The 23,435-nt window shown below is 49.1% G+C and carries 27 protein-coding genes and 1 riboswitch; of the genes, 25 read left to right on the top strand and 2 right to left on the bottom strand.

Features of this window, described 5'->3' with window-relative positions; genetic code table 11:
* Positions 1–49 precede the first annotated feature (49 nt).
* On the top strand, positions 50–1,177 hold the full coding sequence (locus MKX74_RS16050) for a M20/M25/M40 family metallo-hydrolase (RefSeq protein WP_341179100.1): 1,128 nt from the start codon (positions 50–52) through the stop codon (positions 1,175–1,177).
* A 132-nt stretch (positions 1,178–1,309) separates the two neighbouring features.
* Here the strand turns inward: MKX74_RS16050 and MKX74_RS16045 are convergent, their stop codons facing one another.
* Positions 1,310–1,900 carry an SMI1/KNR4 family protein gene (locus tag MKX74_RS16045; protein WP_341179099.1) on the bottom strand — a complete coding sequence of 197 codons (591 nt, stop codon included), beginning with the start codon at positions 1,898–1,900 and terminating at the stop codon, positions 1,310–1,312.
* Positions 1,901–1,921: 21 nt separating this feature from the next.
* Positions 1,922–2,137: a Z-ring formation inhibitor MciZ gene (locus MKX74_RS16040; protein ID WP_018886305.1), complete on the bottom strand. Its 216-nt coding sequence runs from the start codon at positions 2,135–2,137 to the stop codon at positions 1,922–1,924.
* Positions 2,138–2,346: 209 nt separating this feature from the next.
* Here MKX74_RS16040 and MKX74_RS16035 point away from each other — a divergent pair, with 209 nt between their 5' ends.
* From MKX74_RS16035 to MKX74_RS15920, 24 genes are all read left to right on the top strand, one after another.
* Entirely contained in the window at positions 2,347–3,033 is a 687-nt protein-coding gene (locus tag MKX74_RS16035; RefSeq protein WP_341179098.1) for an NUDIX hydrolase, read from the top strand.
* A 25-nt stretch (positions 3,034–3,058) separates the two neighbouring features.
* A complete protein-coding gene (locus MKX74_RS16030; protein ID WP_341179097.1) occupies positions 3,059–4,282 on the top strand; it encodes an endonuclease Q family protein in 1,224 nt (407 codons plus the stop codon).
* A gap of 88 nt (positions 4,283–4,370) precedes the next feature.
* A complete protein-coding gene (gene spoIIM, locus MKX74_RS16025; RefSeq protein ID WP_341179096.1) occupies positions 4,371–5,021 on the top strand; it encodes a stage II sporulation protein M in 651 nt (216 codons plus the stop codon).
* Between the two features lie 99 nt (positions 5,022–5,120).
* Positions 5,121–5,585 carry a ferric iron uptake transcriptional regulator gene (fur, locus tag MKX74_RS16020; protein ID WP_018886301.1) on the top strand — a complete coding sequence of 155 codons (465 nt, stop codon included), beginning with the start codon at positions 5,121–5,123 and terminating at the stop codon, positions 5,583–5,585.
* Between the two features lie 238 nt (positions 5,586–5,823).
* On the top strand, positions 5,824–6,060 hold the full coding sequence (locus MKX74_RS16015) for a DUF4227 family protein (RefSeq protein WP_341179095.1): 237 nt from the start codon (positions 5,824–5,826) through the stop codon (positions 6,058–6,060).
* 48 nt (positions 6,061–6,108) lie between these two features.
* Complete coding sequence (gene xerD / locus MKX74_RS16010; protein WP_341179094.1) at positions 6,109–7,059, top strand: site-specific tyrosine recombinase XerD; 951 nt, start codon at positions 6,109–6,111, stop codon at positions 7,057–7,059.
* A 167-nt stretch (positions 7,060–7,226) separates the two neighbouring features.
* The gene (locus tag MKX74_RS16005; protein WP_018886298.1) at positions 7,227–8,054 is read left to right on the top strand and encodes a purine-nucleoside phosphorylase; all 828 of its coding nucleotides are present in this window, start codon (positions 7,227–7,229) and stop codon (positions 8,052–8,054) included.
* Between the two features lie 215 nt (positions 8,055–8,269).
* A complete protein-coding gene (locus MKX74_RS16000; protein ID WP_341179093.1) occupies positions 8,270–9,448 on the top strand; it encodes a D-alanyl-D-alanine carboxypeptidase family protein in 1,179 nt (392 codons plus the stop codon).
* Positions 9,449–9,720: 272 nt separating this feature from the next.
* Entirely contained in the window at positions 9,721–10,074 is a 354-nt protein-coding gene (gene spoIIAA, locus MKX74_RS15995; protein ID WP_025678469.1) for an anti-sigma F factor antagonist, read from the top strand.
* Positions 10,071–10,526, top strand: coding sequence for an anti-sigma F factor (gene spoIIAB, locus MKX74_RS15990; RefSeq protein WP_018886295.1), 456 nt, complete (start codon positions 10,071–10,073; stop codon positions 10,524–10,526). The genes spoIIAA and spoIIAB overlap by 4 nt, the downstream gene beginning before the upstream one ends.
* Before the next feature lie 11 nt (positions 10,527–10,537).
* Positions 10,538–11,293 (top strand): RNA polymerase sporulation sigma factor SigF, encoded by a 756-nt coding sequence (sigF, locus tag MKX74_RS15985; RefSeq protein WP_018886294.1) that lies wholly within the window; start codon positions 10,538–10,540, stop codon positions 11,291–11,293.
* A 154-nt stretch (positions 11,294–11,447) separates the two neighbouring features.
* A complete protein-coding gene (locus MKX74_RS15980; RefSeq protein ID WP_018886293.1) occupies positions 11,448–12,083 on the top strand; it encodes a stage V sporulation protein AA in 636 nt (211 codons plus the stop codon).
* A 2-nt stretch (positions 12,084–12,085) separates the two neighbouring features.
* Positions 12,086–12,508 (top strand): stage V sporulation protein AB, encoded by a 423-nt coding sequence (locus MKX74_RS15975; protein WP_026281239.1) that lies wholly within the window; start codon positions 12,086–12,088, stop codon positions 12,506–12,508.
* A 43-nt stretch (positions 12,509–12,551) separates the two neighbouring features.
* Entirely contained in the window at positions 12,552–14,189 is a 1,638-nt protein-coding gene (locus MKX74_RS15970; RefSeq protein WP_445667275.1) for a spore germination protein, read from the top strand.
* A 118-nt stretch (positions 14,190–14,307) separates the two neighbouring features.
* On the top strand, positions 14,308–15,630 hold the full coding sequence (gene lysA, locus MKX74_RS15965) for a diaminopimelate decarboxylase (protein WP_341179092.1): 1,323 nt from the start codon (positions 14,308–14,310) through the stop codon (positions 15,628–15,630).
* A gap of 175 nt (positions 15,631–15,805) precedes the next feature.
* Entirely contained in the window at positions 15,806–16,237 is a 432-nt protein-coding gene (locus MKX74_RS15960) for a peptidylprolyl isomerase (RefSeq protein WP_018886289.1), read from the top strand.
* 238 nt (positions 16,238–16,475) lie between these two features.
* Positions 16,476–16,940: a V4R domain-containing protein gene (locus MKX74_RS15955; RefSeq protein ID WP_018886288.1), complete on the top strand. Its 465-nt coding sequence runs from the start codon at positions 16,476–16,478 to the stop codon at positions 16,938–16,940.
* Positions 16,941–17,164: 224 nt separating this feature from the next.
* Positions 17,165–17,614: an IDEAL domain-containing protein gene (locus MKX74_RS15950; RefSeq protein ID WP_018886287.1), complete on the top strand. Its 450-nt coding sequence runs from the start codon at positions 17,165–17,167 to the stop codon at positions 17,612–17,614.
* A 228-nt stretch (positions 17,615–17,842) separates the two neighbouring features.
* Positions 17,843–18,010: riboswitch (FMN riboswitch) on the top strand.
* A 331-nt stretch (positions 18,011–18,341) separates the two neighbouring features.
* On the top strand, positions 18,342–19,004 hold the full coding sequence (gene ribE, locus MKX74_RS15945) for a riboflavin synthase (RefSeq protein WP_018886286.1): 663 nt from the start codon (positions 18,342–18,344) through the stop codon (positions 19,002–19,004).
* A 69-nt stretch (positions 19,005–19,073) separates the two neighbouring features.
* Positions 19,074–20,309, top strand: a complete 1,236-nt coding sequence (locus tag MKX74_RS15940) for a bifunctional 3,4-dihydroxy-2-butanone-4-phosphate synthase/GTP cyclohydrolase II (protein ID WP_018886285.1) — start codon at positions 19,074–19,076, stop codon at positions 20,307–20,309.
* A gap of 31 nt (positions 20,310–20,340) precedes the next feature.
* The gene (ribH, locus tag MKX74_RS15935; protein WP_018886284.1) at positions 20,341–20,808 is read left to right on the top strand and encodes a 6,7-dimethyl-8-ribityllumazine synthase; all 468 of its coding nucleotides are present in this window, start codon (positions 20,341–20,343) and stop codon (positions 20,806–20,808) included.
* Positions 20,809–21,011: 203 nt separating this feature from the next.
* Positions 21,012–21,809, top strand: a complete 798-nt coding sequence (locus MKX74_RS15930; RefSeq protein ID WP_018886283.1) for a segregation and condensation protein A — start codon at positions 21,012–21,014, stop codon at positions 21,807–21,809.
* Positions 21,778–22,389, top strand: a complete 612-nt coding sequence (gene scpB / locus MKX74_RS15925; RefSeq protein WP_018886282.1) for an SMC-Scp complex subunit ScpB — start codon at positions 21,778–21,780, stop codon at positions 22,387–22,389. The genes MKX74_RS15930 and scpB overlap by 32 nt, the downstream gene beginning before the upstream one ends.
* A 226-nt stretch (positions 22,390–22,615) precedes the next feature.
* Complete coding sequence (locus MKX74_RS15920; RefSeq protein ID WP_341179091.1) at positions 22,616–23,338, top strand: DUF2953 domain-containing protein; 723 nt, start codon at positions 22,616–22,618, stop codon at positions 23,336–23,338.
* The last annotated feature ends 97 nt before the right edge of the window (positions 23,339–23,435 follow it).

The raw sequence follows: 23,435 nt of genomic DNA, 5'->3' as shown, positions 1-23,435 counted from the left end.
TTGAAGTTAATACTATTGTAACGCAATCCGAGTAGGGAGGAAAGTTAGTATGGTTGTTAAAGATCGATTGATTGGTGAATTTATGGAACTTGTACAGGTGGATAGTGAAACTAGGCACGAGCAGGAAATTGCGAAGGTGCTGAAGGATAAATTTATGGCGTTGGGTCTAGAGGTGAAGGAAGACGATTCCAAGGAACGTACTGGGCACGGTGCAGGCAATCTGATTGCGACCTGGAAGGCAACAGGCACGGAACAAGCACCGAAAATTCTGTTTACCTGTCATATGGATACAGTTGCTCCAGGTGTAGGAATACAACCAGAGCTGGGTGAAGATGGATGGATTCGTAGCAAGGGTGCGACGATTCTGGGAGCCGATGATAAAGCGGGAATAGCTGCATTATTCGAAGCCATTCGCGTCGCAGAGGAGCAGAAGCTTCCACATGGTCAGATTCAATTTGTGATCACGGTGGGCGAGGAATCTGGTCTGATTGGTGCAAGTGCGATGAAGCCTGAGGATCTCGATGCGGAATTCGGATTCGCGTTGGACTCGAATGGCGAAGTAGGATCCATCTGCATCGGTGCCCCTACCAGAGCGAACATTGAGATGACGATTACTGGCAAGTCTGCTCATGCTGGGGTAAATCCTGAGGATGGAATCAGCGCTATTCAGGTTGCTTCCAAGGCTATCAGTGCCATGAAGCTCGGCCGGATTGATAAGGATACGACCGCCAATATCGGCAAATTCGAAGGTGGCGGAGCAACTAATGTTGTATGTGAACTGGTGACGTTATACGCTGAAGCACGTAGCAATGTGCAGGAGAAGATGAGTCAGCAGATTCAGCAAATGCGTGACGCGCTGGAGACGACCTGTCGGGAGTACGGAGCACAGTCTGAATTCCGCAGTGAGATTGCCTATCCTGCATATAAGTTCAAGGAGGATGATGAACTGGTGCAGCTTGCACAACGGGCGATTCGCGGCATTGGACTGAAATCAGAAACCTTTGTCTCAGGTGGCGGGTCTGATGCGAATGTCTTTAATGGCTTGGGTATTCCTACAGTTAATCTTGCGTTAGGTTATGAATATATTCATACGACTCAAGAAAAAATTAAGGCAGATGATATCGTCAAGGCAGCGGAGATTGTGGTCGCCATTATCCGTGAGACTGCAGGTAAATGAGACACGGGCTCTAGAACATAAAAATGGCCTGGATTGGGAGCATCTCCGATTCAGGCCATATCTTCTATGTATCGACTGCGAATACGAATCATTGTTGTACTTTGTACTACATGGCAATGGTATAATCAGCTCTCAGTGACGATCTTCAAGGAATGTATGATCAAAGTAAGCTTTGAAATTCGGATATAGCTGCACAAGGTGGTCTTGCAGACTACTGCGCTCAGCCACGAGCTCGTCCAGATCGAACAGAATTTCATGCTCAATCTCATAGATCGCACACTCATCTTCATTCGGAGCTGCGCTCAGATCTATACAGCGAATCTTGCCATATTCGGCATCCCAGGCGAATGGTAGATACCCAAGCTTGCAGAGGACAGGATTATACATATTTCTAATGTCACCCAGCGGGTCATCCAGGCCTTGAGAGGGAACGACGTCAAAGTAATGATGATAAGTGGAAATAAATGCCTGATACCACTCAGGAAAAGTCAAGCCAAACTCATGCTCCAATTGTGCAATATCCTCCCGGGTAACCATGGAAGTTATCATCCTCCAGCTCGCCCAGTCCTGATCAGAAGAAATGGTAGCATTCTCGACCTTCATCTCGTCTGGAACATCAGGGTGCATCCAGCGGCAAAAGTTATCCTCTATCATATAATTGTAGCGCTCGTAGTAGGCTTCAAGTCCTTGCTTGATGTAGCTGCGAATGTTCAAATGTTCCATGCTGAAAGCTCCTTCTTATCCTCATTCCAAAGTCATTTTACAAGAACGTGTGTTCCTTGTGTATTCTAATACATTATTATCCATATGTCCAGAGCTGCTCCGCGCTGCCTGACAGTTTTGCCATTCGATGAGCGTCATATCGCTTCCAGCCGCACGTTGCCACTGCCGAAGCGTCGCTCGAATTTCCCAGCCTTTACCTACAATGAACAAGGCTTGTGTGGCCCGGTGTGTTGTCATGCCCCTCAACTCCTTCGCACTATGATCTGCTATAATGAGATCATATGTAGGTTGAGAGAATGATATACACGTAATCTACAAATTCGATTAGCGACTAATAATAGCTAAGTGTTAGTTTTTTTTTGTTATTTTTTTGTTATTTAAGGTTTGTTAACAATAAAGGCTCTTTCAAGAGCCTAGCTTAATTATTAAGGAGGCATACTATCCCAATGAAGTCCCAACAGCCAAGCTCCAATCACCCAACTAATCCCGACAATTCAAGCTCCAGCTCAATCATATCCAACGTGACCGTATCCAACGCGAATTCGGACAGTCTCACTCCAGCCCACGCCAGCGTAGTGTATTCGAATCCGAAGCTGGAAGAGAGCTTTATATCCACTGAGCCTGTATTTCAAGGCAAAATCATATCACTACAGGTGGATACTGTTAGGCTACCGAATGGTAGCTCGGCTACACGTGAAGTGGTGAAGCATCCAGGAGCTGTTGCTGTACTCGCGCTGCATCAAGGGAAGCTGCTGGTCGTCGATCAATATAGACAGCCGTTAGGGCGCTGCGAGGTAGAGATTCCTGCTGGCAAGCTCGATCCCGGCGAGGACCCGCTGGAAGCCGCAGGAAGGGAGCTGCGTGAGGAGACGGGCTATACGTCCACCAGCCTGCAACTGCTCCAGTCGTTCTATACCTCACCAGGCTTTGCTGATGAGATTATCCATCTCTATGTCACAGAGGATCTTCAGCCAGGACAGATGTCACCAGATGAGGATGAGTTCCTGGAGGTATCCGAGATTACGTTGGAGGAAGCTTTGACGTGGATTAAGGAAGGGCGTATCAGTGATGCCAAGACCATCATGGCGGTGTATGCTTGGCAGTTGCGCATGCTGACAGGGAGCTTCTCTTAACTACAGGAAGAGGCGAAATATAGTTATGAACAAGAATGATAAAGTAACCGCAACCGGGCTGCAGACGACCTATGCCGATCTTCACATTCATATCGGTCGTACCGAACGAGGGATTCCGGTCAAGATTAGCGGCAGTCGAGACCTTACCTTTGCCAACATCGCACACGAAGCTTCTGAGCGAAAAGGTATCCAGCTCACTGGCGTCATTGACTGCCACTCCCCGGCTGTACAGATGGATATACACAATAGCCTGGATAAGGGGGACATGACTGAGCTACCTGGTGGGGGGATTGCTTATAGGAATACAGTTATCCTGCTAGGCACTGAGATGGAGATTCGAGAGGCCGGACGTCCAGAGGCACATGTGCTTGCTTATTTTCCTACCGTTGCGATCATGGAGGACTTCACTGCCTGGATGAGCCGCCATATGAAAAATGTAAATCTCAGCTCTCAACGCATCTACGCTCCGCCAAAGGAGATTCAGCAGGAGGTCATCGGACGCGGAGGGCTGTTCATTCCTGCCCATATATTTACCCCTCATAAGGGGATATATGGCAGTTCTGCTGAGCGGATGGCTGAGATTCTGGATCTGGAGCAGATCCATGCCGTAGAACTGGGACTGTCCGCGGATACGGCTATGGCCGGGATGATTTCGGAGCTGGACCGTTATGCATTTCTCACGAACTCGGACGCTCATTCGCTTGGGAAAATCGGTCGTGAATACAATGAGCTGCTGCTTCGTGAGCCGAGCTTCGAGGAATTTCGCCTGGCCTTGCAAGGGTATGAAGGAAGAGCGATTGTGGCCAATTACGGGCTGAATCCGCGACTCGGAAAATATCACAGGACCTGCTGCACTGCTTGTGGGACGATGGTAGAGCATACGGGTGACTTGAGCTCTTGCTGTACGACATGCGGCAAGAAGAAGCTCGTCCGGGGTGTCTGGGACCGCATTGTGAGCATTGCGGATCAGAAGCAACCACAGAATCAGGAATTCTTCGCCCGTCCTCCTTATCGGTACCAGGTGCCGCTAGAATTCATTCCAGGTCTTGGAAAGGCGAAGCTTGCAAAGCTCCTGACAGCGTTCGGAACAGAAATGAATATACTGCATGCCGCAGACGAAGCCTCAATGGCTGACGTTGCGGGAGCGGATGTAGCCGAGAAGATCGTGAAGGCTCGCGAAGGACGGCTTCAGGTCGTAGACGGTGGTGGAGGTACCTACGGCAAGATCGCTGGTGGCCCTGGTAAATGAAAGAGTTCATGGATTAAATAACAAGAGTCATAGGCTACCCTGCTTGTTCATATTTTAGAATAAGCAGACGAAAGGGGCCAGGTAGCCGATGCAACGGATGATCCAATCTTTCCGGGAACGAATGACGTTCTATATCTTCTTTGCCGTCTTATTTTTGGTAGGAGTCGTATTTGGGGCACTCATGGTAAATGCCTTGTCGCTGGAGCAGCAGCAGGATCTGGGGAGATATCTGAATAATTTCTTTATTACGGTGAATCAGATGTCTGGCTCTGGCACGGCAGCAACGATTGCTTCCTTCTGGGATATCGCCGCTCTTCATTTGAAATGGGTAGCGATCATATGGGTATGCGGCCTGTCTGTAATTGGGCTGCCGGGTATTCTAGTGTTGAATTTTCTGAAGGGAGCCTTGATCGGCTTCTCTGTCGGATTTCTGGTCGGGCAGTATTCATGGAAGGGACTACTGTTTGCCTTGGTATCTATAGCACCACATAATCTGCTGGTCATTCCTGCATTGCTGGTATGCAGCGTAGCAGCTATGAACTTTTCGATTCAAATGATTAAAGATAGCGTGTTTATGCCAGGCAGATCGAATGGATTTTTGCGCCCCTTCACATCGTATTCGCTGGTAACGACCTCCATGATCGTATTGCTCATCGGAAGTGCCTGCTTCGAGACCTGGGTGACCCCGGTAATGATGAAGTGGACCACGCCAATGCTGACCGCTTTGTTGAAGATTTGAGTGTGCGCAAAGTGTTTGACTTTATTTGAATTTTCCCCCTATAATAGTAGAAGTGAAAATTGGGCAGTGCGCACAAAATCTCTGAGGGGGAGGGAGACAATGGAAGCGCGGATCGACAAGATTAAACAACAATTGCAATCGCAGGGCTACAAGTTAACGCCTCAGCGGGAAGCCACGGTAAGAGTATTGCTTGAGAATGAAGAAGACCATCTGAGTGCGGAAGATGTATTCATGCTCGTCAAAGAAAAAGCTCCTGAAATCGGTCTGGCAACCGTATACCGTACCCTTGAACTACTAAGCGAGCTGCATGTAGTTGAGAAGATCAATTTTGGTGACGGCGTTGCGCGCTATGATTTGCGTGGCGATACCTCCAAGCATCATCACCATCATTTGATTTGTGTACAGTGTGGAAGTATGGATGAGATCAGGGAAGATTGGCTGGGGCCGTTGGAGGAGCGTCTGGAGCGTGAATTCAATTTCTCAGTTCTGGATCACCGACTTGATTTCCATGGCATCTGCTATCGCTGTAAAAGCAAGAATGACAAGCAGGATGGAACTGACTAATCCGACTTATTCAGGTAGACAACAGAATTGTATGAGTATTCGATTGCTTAAGACTCAAGAAACTGAAGAGCCAAGCTCTCACCGATATTTCGGGAGAGCTTTTTTGCTGCCCATGTAGACTGCCTGCCAGAAGCGGCACGCCCTTTCATAACCTGATTTGATTGATCATATAGTGTAGTGATAGCCTGTATTCGCGCATGCCGTGAAGAAGGAAGCCATTGCCTAGGGGGCTGTGAAAATGATATTGTCTATTAGGAGGGCCTGCAGAACGCTGGCACTACTCTGTGTATTCTGCTGTCTGACGCTTGTACTCTATTTGGCGCTGCAGTGGGTAAGCGACTGGATTTCACCAGTCGATCATTACAGAATTCCGGAAGGAAATGCGATCAAGGTGTTCATTGATGAACTGCCAGCCAAGGAAGAGCCGTCTCCATTATCGGAACGACTTCGCTTTTTTTACTGGTATGGGGAGTAGCTACTGGCTACGGCATGAATTTTCGGGCAAGGAGCGTTAAATGATAGTATGAAGCAATATATACAGCCTTTCATCCATTATCTGGTGGAGGAAAAAGGAGTGTCTGCAGCTACACGGGAAGCTTATCAGCATGATGTGGAATCGTTCCTGTCCTATATAGACGAGCAGGGAATTGAGGAGCCGGACGACGTACGGCGTCTGCATCTGGCGGCCTACTTGAATGGGTTGAAGAAGGACAAGGCGTCTGCCACTGTGGCCCGTAGTCTAATCGCTATTCGTGCCTTATTTCATTTTCTGATCAGGGAAGGTGTGACTCTACAAGACCCTACTGTCCTGCTGGAGGCGCCCAAGAAGGAGAAGAAGGTACCGGTCGTCCTGACGACTGAGGATATGGAGAAACTGCTGGAGACGCCGGACATTTCCTCAGCTCAAGGACTACGGGACAGAGCTATGCTGGAGTTATTGTATGCTACAGGTATGCGTGTATCCGAACTGGTAGGGTTGAACGTCAATGATGTGCATGTGGAGCTACGTTATGTACATTGTACCGACTCCAAGGGGAATGAGCGAATCATTCCGATTAGCCGGGAGGCCTGTTTATGGCTTGAACGCTATCTGGACAAGCATAATCTAGGCACAGAGCTGGATACAAGTGGGCGCGATACACATCGGCCCCTGTTCATCAACGCAGCCGGGGGACGCTTAAGCCGTCAGGGTCTATGGAAAATACTCAAGAAGCATGCAGCTCTACTCGGGATGGAGGACAAGCTTACCCCACATACCCTGCGTCATTCGTTCGCGATGCATCTGGTCCATAACGGAGCAGATTTGCGAGCTGTGCAGGATCTTCTGGGTCATGCTGATGTATCCACGACACGGATGTATGCTCATACGTCCAAGGGGAACATGAAGGACATCTATGAAAAATTCCATCCGCGGGCCAGTAAATCCTCCACGGCATTACCAGATTCGGCGCATGTTGGGGATTTCAAGACCTAGGTAAAGCTCTTAGTATCTTGGTTCGAAACTGATTTCATGTTGAATTGGACCCCACTGATCTGGTCAAGGCGCTGGTCACAGGTTCAGATTCCGCTTCCGCGAAAGGATCGTCTAGCCTTTGAAGCGCTTCGTTCTATTTAACAATAACAGCATAAGGAGAGATACATATGTCTACAATTAATCAAGCAGCAATCCAAGAAGCAGCGGCGTATATTCGTCAGCACAGCAACAACATCAATCCTGAGATTGGCCTGATCCTTGGCTCAGGTCTGGGAATTCTGGCAGATCTCATTGAGGATGGCATTAGCATTCCTTATCATGACATTCCGCATTTCCCGGTGTCCACAGTAGAAGGACATGCTGGTGAGCTTCTGCTCGGCACCGTAGGGGGCCGCAAAGTGATGATGATGAAGGGCAGATTCCATCTGTATGAGGGCTACAAGCCAGAGCTCACGACCTTCCCTGTCCGCGTCATGAAGGAATTGGGCGTCAAGAGCATGCTTGTCACCAATGCTGCTGGCGGCGTGAATACGTCCTATGAAGCTGGAGACCTGATGGTCATTAGTGACCATCTGAACATGACAGGTACCAATCCGCTGATGGGGCCAAATGATAATGCCCTGGGTGTGCGCTTCCCGGATATGTCTGAAGCGTACAGCAAAAGATTGCGCGCGGTAGCTCATGAAGTAGCGCAGGAACAAGGTGTAAAGCTGCAGGAGGGTGTATATGCAGGACTACTGGGGCCGAACTATGAGACGCCTGCAGAGATCGTAATGCTGCGCACGCTCGGTTCTGATGCCGTGGGGATGTCCACTGTGTCAGAGGTAATCGTGGCACGTCATGCTGGCCTGGAAGTGCTGGGCTTCTCCTGTATTACGAATATGGCAGCGGGAATTCTCGACCAGCCGCTGGACCATAGCGAGGTCATGGAGACAGCTGATCGGGTCCGTGAGAAGTTCCTGAAGCTGGTACTTGGAATTATCCCGAAGATGTAATTGCAGCCTAATTCGATCGTTGAACATAGATTGAACATAGATACACGAAGGTGTCCTACAGGTGCTTGTTCCTGTCGGGGCACCTTTTCTTTTTTGTGCGTGGTACTGGAATAATTTTCACAAGTTCTGCCGACAATGGTTAGCAGCACCCGTATGAGCAGACAGAGACCAAATTCTGTGCAGCTCACGGGTTATGTCCAGAGGAGGGAACCGAAGTGAAGAAGTTAGGAATATCGCTCATGTTGTCCGCTGCCATTGGTCTGTCTACGCTGAATCCGGCAGTGCTTGCAGTAGATTCCCGGGAAAATGTGACTTCAGCAGTAGAGCTGGCACCTAGCGCAGGCTCAGCTATTCTGATGGATGCTGACACAGGTACTGTCATCTACGAGAAGAATAGTCATGCCAAGCTACCCCCGGCGAGCATTACCAAGATCATGACGATGCTGCTGACGATGGAGGCGCTGCACGATGGACGCCTGAAGCTGACGGATAAGGTGCGGACGAGCGAATACGCTGCTTCGATGGGAGGCTCGCAAATCTTCCTGGAGCCTGGCGAGGAGATGACTGTCGATGAGATGCTGAAAGGCATTGCGATGGCTTCCGGTAATGATGCATCTGTGGCCATGGCCGAGAAGATTGCAGGCTCGGAGCAGGCCTTTGTGGCGAAGATGAATGAGAAGGCGCAGCAATTGGGCCTGAAGGATACTAAATTTGCGAATTGCAATGGACTTCCTTCTGCCGAGCATTATTCATCTGCGCATGATATCGCCGTCATGAGCCGTGAGCTATTGAAGTATCCGCAGATTACCAAATACACGGGGGCATATCAGGATTATTTGCGCAAGACGTCCGAGAAGCCCTTCTGGCTCGTCAACACGAATAAGCTCGTGAGATTCTATACGGGTGCAGACGGTCTGAAGACGGGCTACACATCGGAGGCAAAATTCTGCCTCTCGGCTACAGCCGTGAAGGATGGCCTGCGTGTCATAGCTGTGGTGCTGGGCGAACCGAATACGAAGACACGCAACAGTGAGGTTGCATCCATGTTCGACTACGCCTTCACGCAATATACAATGAAATCAATCGTCAAGAGTGGCGAAGTCATCGGTACACTACCGATTGAGAAGGGCACGCAATCCTCCTTGCAGATCCGTGCAGACAAGCCGTATAGTGTGCTCGTCAAACGAGACGGCACAGCGGAAGGAATACGTCATGAGGTGCAGCTTCAAGAACATCTAAAGGCACCTGTTCACAAAGGTCAGACGATCGGCAAGCTGGTCGTATATCAGAAGGACAAAGTACTAAAGGAATTCGAGATCTATTCGGATACGGATGTTCAGAAGGCGAATTGGTGGCAGCTATTCAAGCGCACTACTTCTGAGCTGTTCTCGTAGTCCTCATTTGAGACTTTCAGAACAATCGGTATCATACGAATTGAATCGTCAGGTGTCTTTAGCAGCTGCAACGGATGTCTTGTAGATCGCTGTTGTTCTATGCGGATTCGTCGATTGATGGGTATCGGGGTAGGAACATTACGGTCCCGTGTAGATTTTCGCCGCAGTGTTGTTGATTTCTCGGAGTTTTCTTCTAGTTTTGTCGGCATGCAGGATTCCCCTTCTAAAGTGGAGAAATCCTTGTCCTAAGACAGGGAGGAGAGTGAACAAGCATGGATTTGCAGTTGCATATGGAGCACCATCGCAGTGTGTTAATCGTTCGTTTATCAGGTGAGCTCGATCACCATACGGCAGATCAGGTACGTGTTCAGATGGATGAAGCGATTATGCGGCAGCAGTGTGAGCATGTCGTGTTGAATTTACAGCACCTTCAATTCATGGACAGCTCCGGGCTGGGTGTCATTCTGGGCCGTTACAAGCTGCTCAAGCAGAAGGGTGGCAAAATGGCCATCTGTGAAGCGAATACTGCGGTGTATCGCTTGCTGGAGATGTCGGGACTGTTCAAAATCATGCCCTGCTATGAGAAGGAAGACAATGCGCTTACAGAAATGGAGGTGGTGTCATGAGGGAGGCACAGGGAAGTAATTTCATGACACTGCAGTTTGCTGCCCGCTCCGAGAATGAAGCCTTTGCCCGCGTCACGGTGGCGGCTTTTGTATCCCAGCTGGACCCGACCATGGATGAGCTGAGCGACCTGAAGACCGTCGTATCGGAAGCCGTGACGAATAGCATTATCCATGGCTACAACAGCAATCCTGAAGGGATAGTGACGATCAAGGCAGCGATTGATAGCGACGTGGTAACCATCATCATTGAGGATTCGGGATTAGGCATTGAGGATCTGGAGCTAGCACAGCAACCACTCTACACATCGAAGCCAGAGCTTGAGCGTTCTGGTATGGGGTTCACGATCATGGAGAACTTCATGGATGAATTTGAGGTCGTCAGTCAGCCAGGCACAGGAACCACGATCCGTATGAAGAAAAGGATTGAATCTAAGAAAGCCTTGTATAATTAGGGGTTGGACCTATGGATGCTGAAATGAAGCGTGGTGCGCAAACTTATCTGGATGATGCGGAAGTCAAGCGTCTGATTGCTCTCAGTCAGGCAGGAGATCATACGGCCCGAGATACACTCGTCAATTGCAACATCCGTCTCGTATGGTCTGTAGTACAAAGATTCATGAATCGCGGCTATGAGCCCGAGGATCTATTCCAGATCGGCTGTATCGGACTGCTCAAGTCCGTGGATAAGTTCGATCTGAGCTATGACGTGAAGTTCTCTACCTACGCGGTACCCATGATCATCGGGGAAATTCAACGCTTCCTGCGGGATGACGGGACCTTGAAGGTCAGTCGTTCGTTGAAGGAAATGGCCAATAAAGTCCGTAAAAAGCGGGACGAGCTCTCCAAGGAGCTGAATCGGCTACCGACGATCAAGGAGGTCGCAGATGGCCTTGGCGTATCGCCAGAAGAGGTAGTATTCGCCCAGGAAGCCAACAAGCCGCCGAGCTCTATTCATGAGACTGTATTTGAGAATGATGGTGATCCAATCACCCTCATGGATCAGATTGCTGATGATTCTCAGGAGAAGTGGTTCGAGAAGCTGGCCCTGAACGAGGCCATAGGCGGACTTACCGAGCGAGAGAGGCTTATCGTCTATCTACGATACTACAGGGATCAGACCCAATCAGAGGTGGCGGCCCGTCTGGGCATCTCTCAGGTGCAGGTCTCCCGTCTGGAAAAAAAGATTCTGCAGTCCATCAAAGAGCAGATCGCACAATAAGCATAGCTGAGACAAGTGCACTTTGGTTATACCCCTGTCAAGTCGACAAGGATATAACCACTTAAGGTGCCTTGTCTTTTTTTGCGTAACGGGATAAAAAACGGGAAGCAATTCATACTATGACTACATCTCAAAATGTTGGGAGAGGGACAGCATGGAGAATTACAATGCGCCAACTGTCTATTTGCGCTTACGTACTCGTGTACAGGTATCACCCGGACAGCAGCTGCGGCTGGGGGACGTAGCGCAGCTATTAACCGACCCGCAATGGGAGAAGCCCTTACTGCAATTGACATTGAAGCGTCCTCAAGTGAATGAGGGCAACCTCATCCTGATTGACATCCTGCAGATTATTGCTGCTATTCGGCAAAAGCTGCCGGGCGCAGTGATTGAATCCATGGGGAAGTCGCATGTTCTGGTGGAGCTGGTGGAGAAGCCCCGTCAGCCTTCGAAAATACTGTTTGTTATCGTCTGGGTGCTGCTATTTTTCGGTTCGGCATTGACCATCATGAATTTTCATGCGGACGTCAGCATGCAGGCTGTACATGTTCGAATTGTAGAAATGATTACGGGGAAGAAGAATACGAATCCGCATGTATTCCAGATCGCCTATTCTATAGGCATTGGAGCAGGGATGATCGTGTTTTTCAACCATTTGTTCAAGAAAAAGTGGAACGAGGAGCCTACGCCGCTGGAGGTGGAAATGTTTTTGTACCAGCAGAACGTGGATCAGTATGTCGTAGCCGAGGAATATGAGCGCATTCATAAGCAGGATGCGGATACGTCATGATGATGACGCTTGTCAGCTGGGGACTCCAGCTGTTGCTTGGACTAGCCTCTGGTATAGCTATTGGCGGCGGAGTGGTGGCGCTCTTTATCGTACTGAACATTATCCCGCGTCTCGCCCAGCTCACAAGATCCTATGACAAGGCTCATTGGTACGAGGGTGTCATGGTGTTCGGCTCGGTTGCCGGTACGATCGGGGATTTCTGGAATCTGACGGGATATGCACCCGTCTGGGTAACATGGCTGCCGGGACTGTTCTGCGGGGTATTTGTCGGCATGCTGGCAGCTGCTTTGACAGAGGTCCTGAATGTGCTACCGATTTTGGCCAAGCGTATGAATATGATGCCATACATTTTTGGTTTATACATGGCTATGGTCTTCGGCAAGGTATGTGGTTCGCTGTTCGATTGGTTCGTCTACTACCGATAATGGTCAGGCATATGGATTGATTTTGGAAAGGAGCATGATCGCGATGCGCAAAATGGAGCGAAGGGGACAGGAGGAGCATACTGACGAGCCTGTATTGGATGCTGCTTATGCCGAGCACAAGCGTCAGCATGAGAAAGAAGATGAACGCAAGAAAGAGGAGGAGACTTCGGCCAATGTCGAGGAATCCGTCATCTACTGGCAGGGACAAGATGATATATCCAGAAGCCTCAAGGAGAACAAAGAGACGCTAACAAAGGTCCTTGGACTCGGAGAGACGTTTGATGTCGTATTTCGGGAGATGACATTTGGCGGGACACCGACTGGCATATTATTCATTAACGGGTTCGCCAAGGATAACATCCTGACCGAGATTCTGAAAAGACTAAGTTATCTGACGCCGGAGCAGGTATCCTCCCATGCGCTCCATTCCTATTTCGAATATTATATTCCTCACATCCAGGTCACCAAGGAGCACAAGCTGTCGTCAGTCATTAACAGTGTCATGACGGGGATGAGCGCGATCTTCGTGGAAGGCGGAATGGCTGCCATCGTGCTTGATACACGCAGCTATCCAGCCAGAGGGCCAGAGGAGCCGTCATTGGAGCGTGTCGTCCGCGGTGCGCGAGACGGCTTCACGGAGACCATGCTGACGAATGTAGCCTTGATCCGTAGACGTTTGCGTGATCCGGGTCTGAAGTTCGAGGTGATGCAGGTGGGGAGAAGGACGCGGACGGACGTGTGTATTGCGTATATCGACGATATTGTTGATAAAGTGATGGTCGATTCGATCCGCGAGAAAATCAAAAAGATTGATAATGATGGTATTCCACTTGCAGACAAGCAGCTGGAGGAGCTGATTATTAATAAAGGCTGGCATCCGTATCCGCTAGTGCGTTACTCGGAGAGACCAGATGCGGTGGCTTCGCATATTATGGAGGGGCGTGTAGTCATTCTCGTCGATACCTCGCCAAGTGCGATGATTATGCCGACCACGTTTTTTGATCTGTGTCAGCATGCAGAGGAGAATCGGCAGACACCATTTATGGGGAGCTATTTACGTTGGATTCGATTTGCGGGGATATTTGCCTCCTTGTTCCTGCTGCCATTGTGGATGCTGATGGTTATCTATCCTGAGGTGCGCATGCCAGGTCTTGAGTTTTTGGGACCTAACGAGAACAATACCCATATTCCACTAATTGCCCAGTTTCTGATGATTGAGTTTGGGGTGGACCTGCTACGTCTTGCTGCTGTACATACCCCGACACCGCTGGCGTCTGCGATGGGTCTGATTGCTGCCATTCTGGTCGGAGACATTGCGGTCAAGACGGGCATCTTCGTGAATGAAGTGGTACTGTATATGGCCGTGGCTGCGATCGGGATGTTCGCTACGCCAAGCTATGAGTTGGGTCTAGCCAACAGGCTGATTCGCCTCGTATTACTGGTACTGGTGGCGGTATTCAAGGTTAAAGGCTTCGTAGTAGGTGTTACCTTGATTCTGATCCTACTGATCACACACCGTTCGTATAATTCATCCTATATGTGGCCGTTCATTCCGTTCAATGCGAAGGCTATGGCGGAAATTATACTTCGTAGGCCGATGCTGACCTCCAGAGATCGTCCTTCCTTCAACAAGACACGGGATAGCTCGCGAATGCCGCCTCGTGAGCGTCGAAGAGAATAAGACGGCAAGTACAAACGATTTGCATAAAAATCCATACCCATTCATCGGATTTTTGCTATACTGGTGTAAATGTTTCGATGGAATGAGACAGGATTCCCAGAAAGTGAGGCTCCAGGGTATGTTTTTACATGGTACAAGTCAAATTAATGCACAGGGACATTTGGAGATCGGGGGCTGCGATACGGTTCAGTTGAAGGAACAATTCGGCACCCCATTATATATTATGGACGAGCAATTGATTCGTCAGCGTTGCCGGGAGTTCGTGAGTGCATTCCGCACTACAGGGCTGTCCTTTCAGGTCGCCTATGCGAGCAAGGCATTCTGTACGGTGGCCATGTGTGCACTGGTTGCCGAGGAAGGCATGTCGCTGGATGTCGTATCCGACGGGGAATTGTTCACTGCATTGCAGGCGGGCTTCCCTGTAGAGCGGATTCACTTTCATGGCAACAACAAGACTCCCGAAGAGATCGAGATGGCGCTGGAAGCCGGAATCGGCTGCTTTGTCGTAGACAATGAGACTGAGCTGCATTTGCTGCAGGCGATTGCAAGCGAGAAGAACGTACAGGCGAATATTTTGCTCCGTGTAACTCCGGGAGTCGAGGCTCATACCCATGAGTACATCTCTACGGGACAGACGGATTCCAAGTTCGGATTCGACATCGGTAACGGGTCGGCTTACGAGGCGGTTAAGCTTGCCTTGCAAAAAAGCCAGCTGCGCCTGCTAGGTGTACATTCACACATCGGCTCGCAAATTTTCGAGGTAGACGGATTTATGGTTGCGGCAGAGCGGGTGGCTCATTTTACTCGTGAGGTGTACGAACAGCTGCGTGCGGAGTTCAGGGTCATTAACCTGGGCGGAGGCTTCGGTATTCGTTATACAGAAGAGGATACGCCGCTCGCTGTTGCCAAATATGTGGAGGCCATTAGCCAAGCGGTCCACACTCATTTTACCGGGATTGGCAAGCAGTTGCCTGAGATCTGGATTGAGCCAGGTCGCAGTATTGTAGGGGATGCGGGTACCACCCTGTACACGATAGGGAGTGTCAAGGATATTCCGGACATCAGAAAATACGTGTCAGTAGACGGCGGGATGACCGATAATCCAAGACCTGCGCTCTATCAGGCCAAGTATGAGGCTATGCTGGCCAACCGGGCCAATGATTCGGATGAAGAGACGGTGTCCATTGCCGGGAAATGCTGCGAGAGTGGTGACATGTTAATCTGGGATATGGAGTTGCCACAGGTACAATCTGGAGACTTGCTGGCTGTAGCGGCTACAGGAGCCTATAACTATTCGATGGCGAGCAATTACAACCGACTGCGCCGTCCGGCCGTTGTGTTCGTGAAGGATGGTAACGCAGAGCTGGTCGTACGCCGTGAGACCTTTGAGGATATTGTGCGTAATGATCTGGTGCCGAAGAAGGCGCTATCCCAATGCTAGAGACTAACTGTGAGCATAGATGATCACCTCGACAGACTGGATGTGACGGATTCGACATACTCGATGATGCATAGATCGTAAAAAAGATGTGAAAATTTTGCTAACTGTGCGGTTTCATAGTACACTAGTACTTGGACTTTATTGACGCTGAAGAGCGAAAGGAGAACGAACATAGATGGCAAAACAAGCAAAAATCAAGCTGGAGAACGGCGGCGAAGTGCTGATCGATCTGTTTGACAATGAAGCACCGAATACGGTAGCTAACTTTGAGAAACTGGCAAATTCCGGGTTCTACAACGGATTGGTATTCCACCGTGTCATTCCTGGCTTCGTAGCACAAGGCGGTTGCCCGAACGGTTCAGGAACAGGCGGCCCTGGTTACACCATTAACTGTGAAATCAACCCGAACAAACATGAGCGCGGCACGCTGGCAATGGCTCATGCTGGACGCAACACAGGTGGTAGCCAGTTCTACATCTGTTACCAGCCACAGCCTCACCTGGATGGTCAACATACCGTATTTGGTAAAGTGACAAAAGGTATGGAATTGGTTGATGCTTTCCAAGGCCGTGATCGCATGGAGACAGTTGAGGTTGTAGAGGTTTAATTTGAATACATGTGCGTTAGGCATATAGGAGAGTACAGGTCAGAATGGTTCTGATCTGTACTTTTTTTGTTGCCTTGTATTATCCAAATTCTCGTGATTTCAATCACAAGTGACTCTATCACCCAGGCCTATAATGTGCATATATTTAAAATTTAGTGTTTCTGAGAAATGAAAAATCAGCTGTACATGTGTGCATTACTTGCGGTGTACATAATTCAAACTAGGTGGTGGGAGCGTTATGAGTAAAGCCAATACAGTACAAGAATATACATTTGCCGACCTGAAGAAAATCTCGCGAACCCGAATGGGCGATTCACTTCCAATTGAGCTGTATCGGGCGATCCGCCTGATTGGCATGTATCAAGGACTTCCTATGAAGGGCAAGGGTACAACGGTGACAGTGGGTCGAAAAATAGGCGAAAGCCTCCCTGTCCAATCGGTGACAGAATTGCTGGATTTATTTCGCGAGCTGAAGATCGGAGACCCTCAGATTGTCGTAAAGGAAGAACATCGTATGGTAGTCGCAGTGAAGGATTGCTTTTGCTCAGGCTTGCCCGAGATGGAAGAGAGCATGGTGTGTGACCTGGAAGGGGCGATCATGGAGGGTGCCTTGACTCAAATTCTGAAACGGAGAGTTCATGTTCGCGAAATTAAATGCAATGTTAACGGCGATGAGCACTGTGAATATGAGGTTCGTTACTAAATGACAATAAGAGATTTGACTTATGTGAGTCCATCTCAAACCAGAAGACCTTGGTCCTGATAATGACAGGAGTAAGGTCTTTTTTATGCGGTAAAATGAACATATTTTTCACGTGCACAATTAAACAATGGTGATGTAAATTCCGATATAGCGGTAAGGGCTACTTTAAGTATAGCGATGATTCACTTGAAATGGGACAAACTGGAATTACGAGAGGTGCATTAATGCTGACGCTAAACAAGGCTGAGATTATTGATATTACAAGAAAGCAACTGGCGAAGGTCATGCGGCTATTTCCTATAGAGTTGAAATTTACAAACGATTTTGGACGAGAACGTCCGACAGCTGCACAGAAATTCAGTCTGACGAACCAGCATTATTCGGCCAAGGTAATGGACTGTGTACTGGAGCATGAGGTTCGGCCTATTTTGATGTGTGAAATTATCTATTTTCTGAAATGTGAGTACATGGATGGGACCGTAGATTTGCGGCTTGATTATGATTTGCGTGAGGGGATGGAGCAGGCTCCTTCGGCAACAGCTGTCATTACCTTTGATGATACTGCTGAGCTGGACATACAGGATCTTGAAATTCTGATTGACCTGGCTTTGCAGATGAATGATAAGCATTGGTTCAAAGAGCTAATGTACAAATATACGGAAATGCAGCGTTAAAGGACTGCCTGCATGGCGAAAGGTTACTTGTGATCAACGAGTAGCCTTTTTGCAGTGGAATGTGTAAAAAGCTAACAAGCACGCGGTGGTGTAGGAACACATTTATAAGACTGGCTTGCATTTTTTTCAGTCTAGTGTTAGTTTAGATATAATTTCTTGAACAATTCATTTTGTTCTGAGATGGCAGTTCAACAGAATTGCCGTAAGTCGCTTGTACAACTACATGTAAGTTTCCTTCGGGGTTGGGTGAAATTCCCTACCGGCGGTGATGGCTCTTATGCTTACGAAGCGTGAGTAGCCTTAGTCCGTGACCCGGATGCTGTCTGTAAGACAGCAGAAGGTGGACCTGGTGCAATTCCGGGACCGACAGTATAGTCTGGATGGGAGAAGGAGATCGGACACAGAATAGCTCTTTGTACATCTGCTGTATGAGACAGTGCGTGTACGCAGGCATGTTACTTACATACCTATAGAAGCTACGATGTGCTTCATTTCACAATGTAGTCTACTCATTTTCGAATGAGCAAGGCTTATTTAGGCAACGCTATTCCTGCTGGGATGGTCTGTTGACCTATGGATAATGTGAATGATTGAAAATGATCTGATATCTCTCAAACCCCTGGCGGAGCATCCGTTAGGGGTTTTCTGTGTTTTACGGTTGTGTTTTACGGTTCATTTGTACAAAGTCCCGTGCACTCGGTACGGTGGCTGGAAAGGAGGGAGAGGCATGTTTACTGGCTTGGTGGAGGAGGTCGGCACGGTGACTCGGATCACCCGTAACGGAGAAGCCATGGTGCTGCACATCCAGGCTGCTGTCATTATGGATGATCTTAAGCTGGGTGACAGTGTGGCGGTGAATGGTGTATGTCTGACCGTCACACAGATTGCAGGCAGCAGCTTCGGGGCGGATGTCATGCCGCAGACGTTCCGCCATACAGGTCTGCGCTTGTTGGAGTCTGGCAGCCGTGTGAACCTGGAGCGGGCCATGCTGGCCAATGGACGCTTTGGCGGACATATTGTGCAAGGGCATGTAGATGCAACAGGGAAGATTATCCGGGTGTATAAGGATCAGAATGCGGTGGTCTTCGAGCTCATGCCTGAGGATACAGCATTATTCAAATACTTGATTCCCAAGGGCTCTGTGACCATTGACGGGATTAGCTTGACGGTGGCCTACACGCAGCAGGATCTATTCGCTGTGTCGATCATCCCGCATACACTGGCAGCTACAGCGCTCCAGGGCAAGCACAATGGTGACGTTGTGAATCTGGAGTGCGACATTCTGGGGAAATATGTAGAGCATCTGCTACATGCCAGATATGAGAGCGGACCGAAGAAGGAAAGCAGCCGCATCGACATGGAGTACCTGTCCAAGCATGGCTTTTGTTAAAAAGGGTCGGCCAGAGCAGGAAAGTCAGGAGACTGACAACAGATAGAGTAATCTGAAGGAGGGATTATTGTGGATGACACCATTCAATTGGATCGCATTGAGGATGCGATCGCTGATCTGCGCCAAGGCAAAATTGTCATTGTCGTGGATGACGAGGATCGTGAAAATGAGGGGGATTTCATAGTTCTGGCTGATAAGGTAACGCCCGAAGCCATTAATTTCATGATTACAGAAGGTCGCGGTCTCGTCTGCGTAGCTATTTCACAGCAGCGTGCGAATCAACTTCAGTTGAAGCCGATGGTAGCTCAGAATACGGATTTTCATGGGACGGCCTTTACCGTTTCGGTGGATCACAAGCTTACTACGACTGGCATCTCCGCTGTCGAGCGGGCGATGACGGTAAGAGCGTTGGTTGATGATACTACAGGGGCGGAGGATTTCCGGAAGCCTGGGCACATGTTCCCGTTGATTGCCAAGGATGGCGGCGTATTAAGACGAGCCGGACATACGGAGGCTGCTGTTGATCTGGCGCGGCTTAGCGGCGGAGCAGAGGCAGGGGTCATTTGCGAGGTCATCAAGGAAGATGGCACGATGGCAAGACTACCGGATCTGGCTGAGCTGGCTACGAAGCATGGATTGAAGCTAATTACCATCAAGGACCTTATCAGCTACAGAATCAGCAGAGAGCAGTTGGTTCAGCGGGAGGTATCTGTGAAGATGCCAACCGAGTTCGGTGAATTTCATGCGGTAGCCTATACGAATGAGCTTGATTCCAAGGAGCATCTGGCACTGGTTAAAGGGACAATTGATCCAAGCAAGCCTGTGCTGGTGCGAGTGCACTCTGAATGCCTGACAGGAGATGTCTTCCATTCCTTAAGATGTGATTGCGGGCCGCAGTTCGCTGCCGCTCTACAACAGATTCAAGCGGAGGGTGCAGGTGTGCTGCTGTATATGCGTCAGGAGGGCCGTGGTATTGGCTTGATTAATAAGCTAAAAGCCTATAAACTTCAGGAAGAAGGACTGGATACAGTTGACGCCAATCTGAAGCTGGGCTTCTCGGCTGATCTGCGCGATTATGGCATCGGTGCACAGATGCTTCGGGATTTGGGGGTGCGGCAGATTCGTCTCATGACGAACAATCCCCGCAAGATAAAAGGACTGGAAGGCTATGGCTTGCAAGTCGTAGAGCGTGTTCCAATCCAAATTCCGGAGAATGAGAACAATACGGGCTATCTTCATACCAAGCAGGCCAAGCTTGGGCACCTGTTGACTTTTGACGCATTAGAGCAGAACGAGCAGATCTAAAATTAATATGAAAAAGAGAGGCTGATGAAGCGTGGCACATTATTTTGAAGGTCATCTTGTATCTAAAGGCTTAAAATATGGTATTGTAGTAGGAAGGTTCAACGAATTCATTACGAGTAAGCTCCTGAGTGGGGCACTTGATGCGCTTAACCGTCACGGTGTGATGGATGAAGAGGTTGACGTGGCGTGGGTGCCAGGTGCATTCGAGATTCCATTGATTGCGCAGAAAATGGCTGAGAGTGGAAAGTATGATGCAGTCATCACCTTGGGAACGGTCATTCGCGGTTCTACAACACATTATGATTATGTATGTAATGAAGTGGCTAAGGGCGTCTCTGCCATCAACCTGAAGACAGGTGTGCCTGTTATCTTCGGTTTGGTCACTACAGAGAATATAGAGCAGGCTGTTGAACGTGCAGGAACCAAGGCTGGTAATAAAGGCTGGGATTCGGCTGTCGCAGCCATTGAAATGGCAAATTTGAGCAAGCAGCTTCAATAGAAGCTTACTGGCTTGCTAAGGCTGCATGGGATAGCTTGCCGGACATTGTGCTGTCTACTGAATAAGCTCCTGCAATCAGGGGACTTGTCAGCAATCGGGGCAACTCACGGCAAGGGTCCTTATGGGCTTGTTGCGAATCCAAAAGCGACATTACAGTAAATTAGGACAGGCCGGAAGTAGTAATTTGGCGGGAGGAAGCACTTTTGACAGTGGTAACATATAAACTAGAGACGTTCGAGGGTCCGCTCGATCTGCTGCTGCATTTAATTGATAAAGCCGAGATTGATATACAGGACATACCCATCAGTGAAATAACCGACCAGTATATGGCTTATCTGAACAGCATGCAGGAGCTGGAGCTCGAAATCACGAGCGAATTTCTGGTAATGGCGGCCACGCTCTTGTCCATCAAGAGCAAGCTGCTTCTTCCGAAGCCTCCGGTTCTAGATTTCGAAGAGGATTACTTCATGTATGAAGAGGACGATGAAGATCCGCGTGCGGAGCTGATACGGAGACTGATCGAGTATCGCAAGTATAAAGGAATCGCACAGCATCTGAATGAACGCGAATGGGAGCGTAGCCTCATGTTCAGTAAGGAGCCGGAGGATCTCAGCTCATACATGCCTTCTGTTCCGGCTAACCCTGTGCAAGGTCTGCATGTCTCAGACCTGATCGCAGCTTTTCAACGGGCTCTACGTAAGTCTGAACGGCGTTCTGTCGTCACACGTATTCATCGCGACGAGATTTCTGTGAAGGACCGTATTCGGCAGGTGATGGGAGTGCTGCAAGGAGCTGGACGGGGAGGAAAGGTGCTCTTCTCCAAGCTGATGCATGAGGATATGCAGCGCCATGAGATCGTCGTGACCTTTCTGGCGATTCTGGAGCTGATGAAAATGAAGCAAATTGTGTGTTTCCAAGAAAATGTGTTTGAGGATATTGTTATGGAGTGGAGAGGGGAATTACTGGGCGATGGAATACCCGAAGCTGAAATCGATTATTGAGGGACTGCTTTTTCTGGCAGGGGAAGAAGGGCTTGCCGTGAAGCAGATCGCCGAGATTGTGGAGCAGCGTCCAGAGCTGGTCAAGGATTGTCTGGAGGATATGAGGAACGATATGCAGCAGTCCGGCAGGGGGATTCAATTGATTACACTTGCTGGAAGATATCAGCTGGCGACTTTGCCTGAGCACGCGCCATTCTTTGAGAAGCTAGCGTATTCTCCCGCTCGTGTGTCACTATCACAGGCTGCGCTGGAGACACTAGCGATTGTGGCCTATCGGCAGCCGATTACACGTGTAGAAATTGAAGAAATTCGTGGAGTCAAGTCAGAACGAGCCATACATACGTTGGTGAACAAAGAGCTTATAGAAGAGACTGGACGAGCTGATGCGATCGGAAGACCTATTCTCTATGGAACCACCAAAGCCTTCATGGAATACTTTGGACTGGCAAGCCTCTCGGATCTTCCGCAGCCAGAATTGTTCGAGGATACAGATCAGTTGGAGGAAGAGACGCAGCTGCTATTCGAGAAGCTGGGAGATCAATTGACCTTCGAAGAGGTCGAGCCGGATACAGAAGTATAACCATCAAGATATGCGTTAATAACGCAACTAGGTTTACAAGTCAGGTGTGATTGAAATCGGGCTAGCATAAGAAAAAGGAATAATGCTGCTAAGATCAGGGCTCTCAAGCTGAACAAGCTGGGATGCCCTGTTTTTGCGTCTGAATCTTTTCCTTTCATTGGGTTCATACTACCCTTATACAACCTTGCCTGAGGTAAGAACTGGACGGGATAGGAGGGAGTCATTCGTGTGGTTCTGGTGGTGGATCATCGGTGCAGCGGTAGTGTTGCTAGGTTTGCTGATAGCAGTGCTGTGTTCCCGCATACATATTGATGTAGAATTCGTCAAGCATGATCAGGATGATCGGCTGCATATTAAAATTAGAGCACTGTATGGTGTAATCCGATTCCGTTATGATGTCCCTTCTGTACTAATGCTGGGCGTCAAGAAGGGTTTACTGTTCCGAGTTGACCGCAACGGCAATCTACACATGCATGAATCTACGATCAGCAAGAAATCCATCGATAAAGATGAGATTAAGCAATGGTATGACCAATATAAAAAATTGCTTATAGGTACACAATCGCTGAGACGCTGGGCCATGTCCATGATAGCCCATTTTCACGTGAATAAGCTGGACTGGTCCACTAATATCGGGCTGGCGGATTGCGCGCATACAGCTACCTCGACAGGCGTGCTCTGGGCGATCAAATCCGCGTTGGTCGGCTGGCTGAGTACGTTATTGCAATTTCACCACGCTCCGTCCCTCTTTGTTGTACCTCTATGGAAGGGGGGCTATCGACTGAGTATGAGATTTCATATGCAATTGCATGTGTCTAGTGGCTCTCTGCTGAAAGCGATGCTCCTGCTGCTGTGGCGAATATCCCGTACACCGGGAGGGCTCAGAGTATGGAGAAAAGTGATGTCTGCGGGGAAAGAAAGAAGAAAGCGGCCTGAGCCGACAATATGAAGGTCGAATCAGACCCAAGTTTTCATGTCCAAGGATTATGTAGCCAATGGCACGTAAGCATCCAACAATCATTCCCATGCTGATACGAAGAAATGAT

This window comes from Paenibacillus sp. FSL K6-1230 (assembly GCF_038002385.1).
Lineage (GTDB): Bacteria > Bacillota > Bacilli > Paenibacillales > Paenibacillaceae > Paenibacillus > Paenibacillus massiliensis.
Note: the sequence above shows the minus strand (reverse complement) of the source record. Positions and strands in the feature narration are given on the sequence as shown.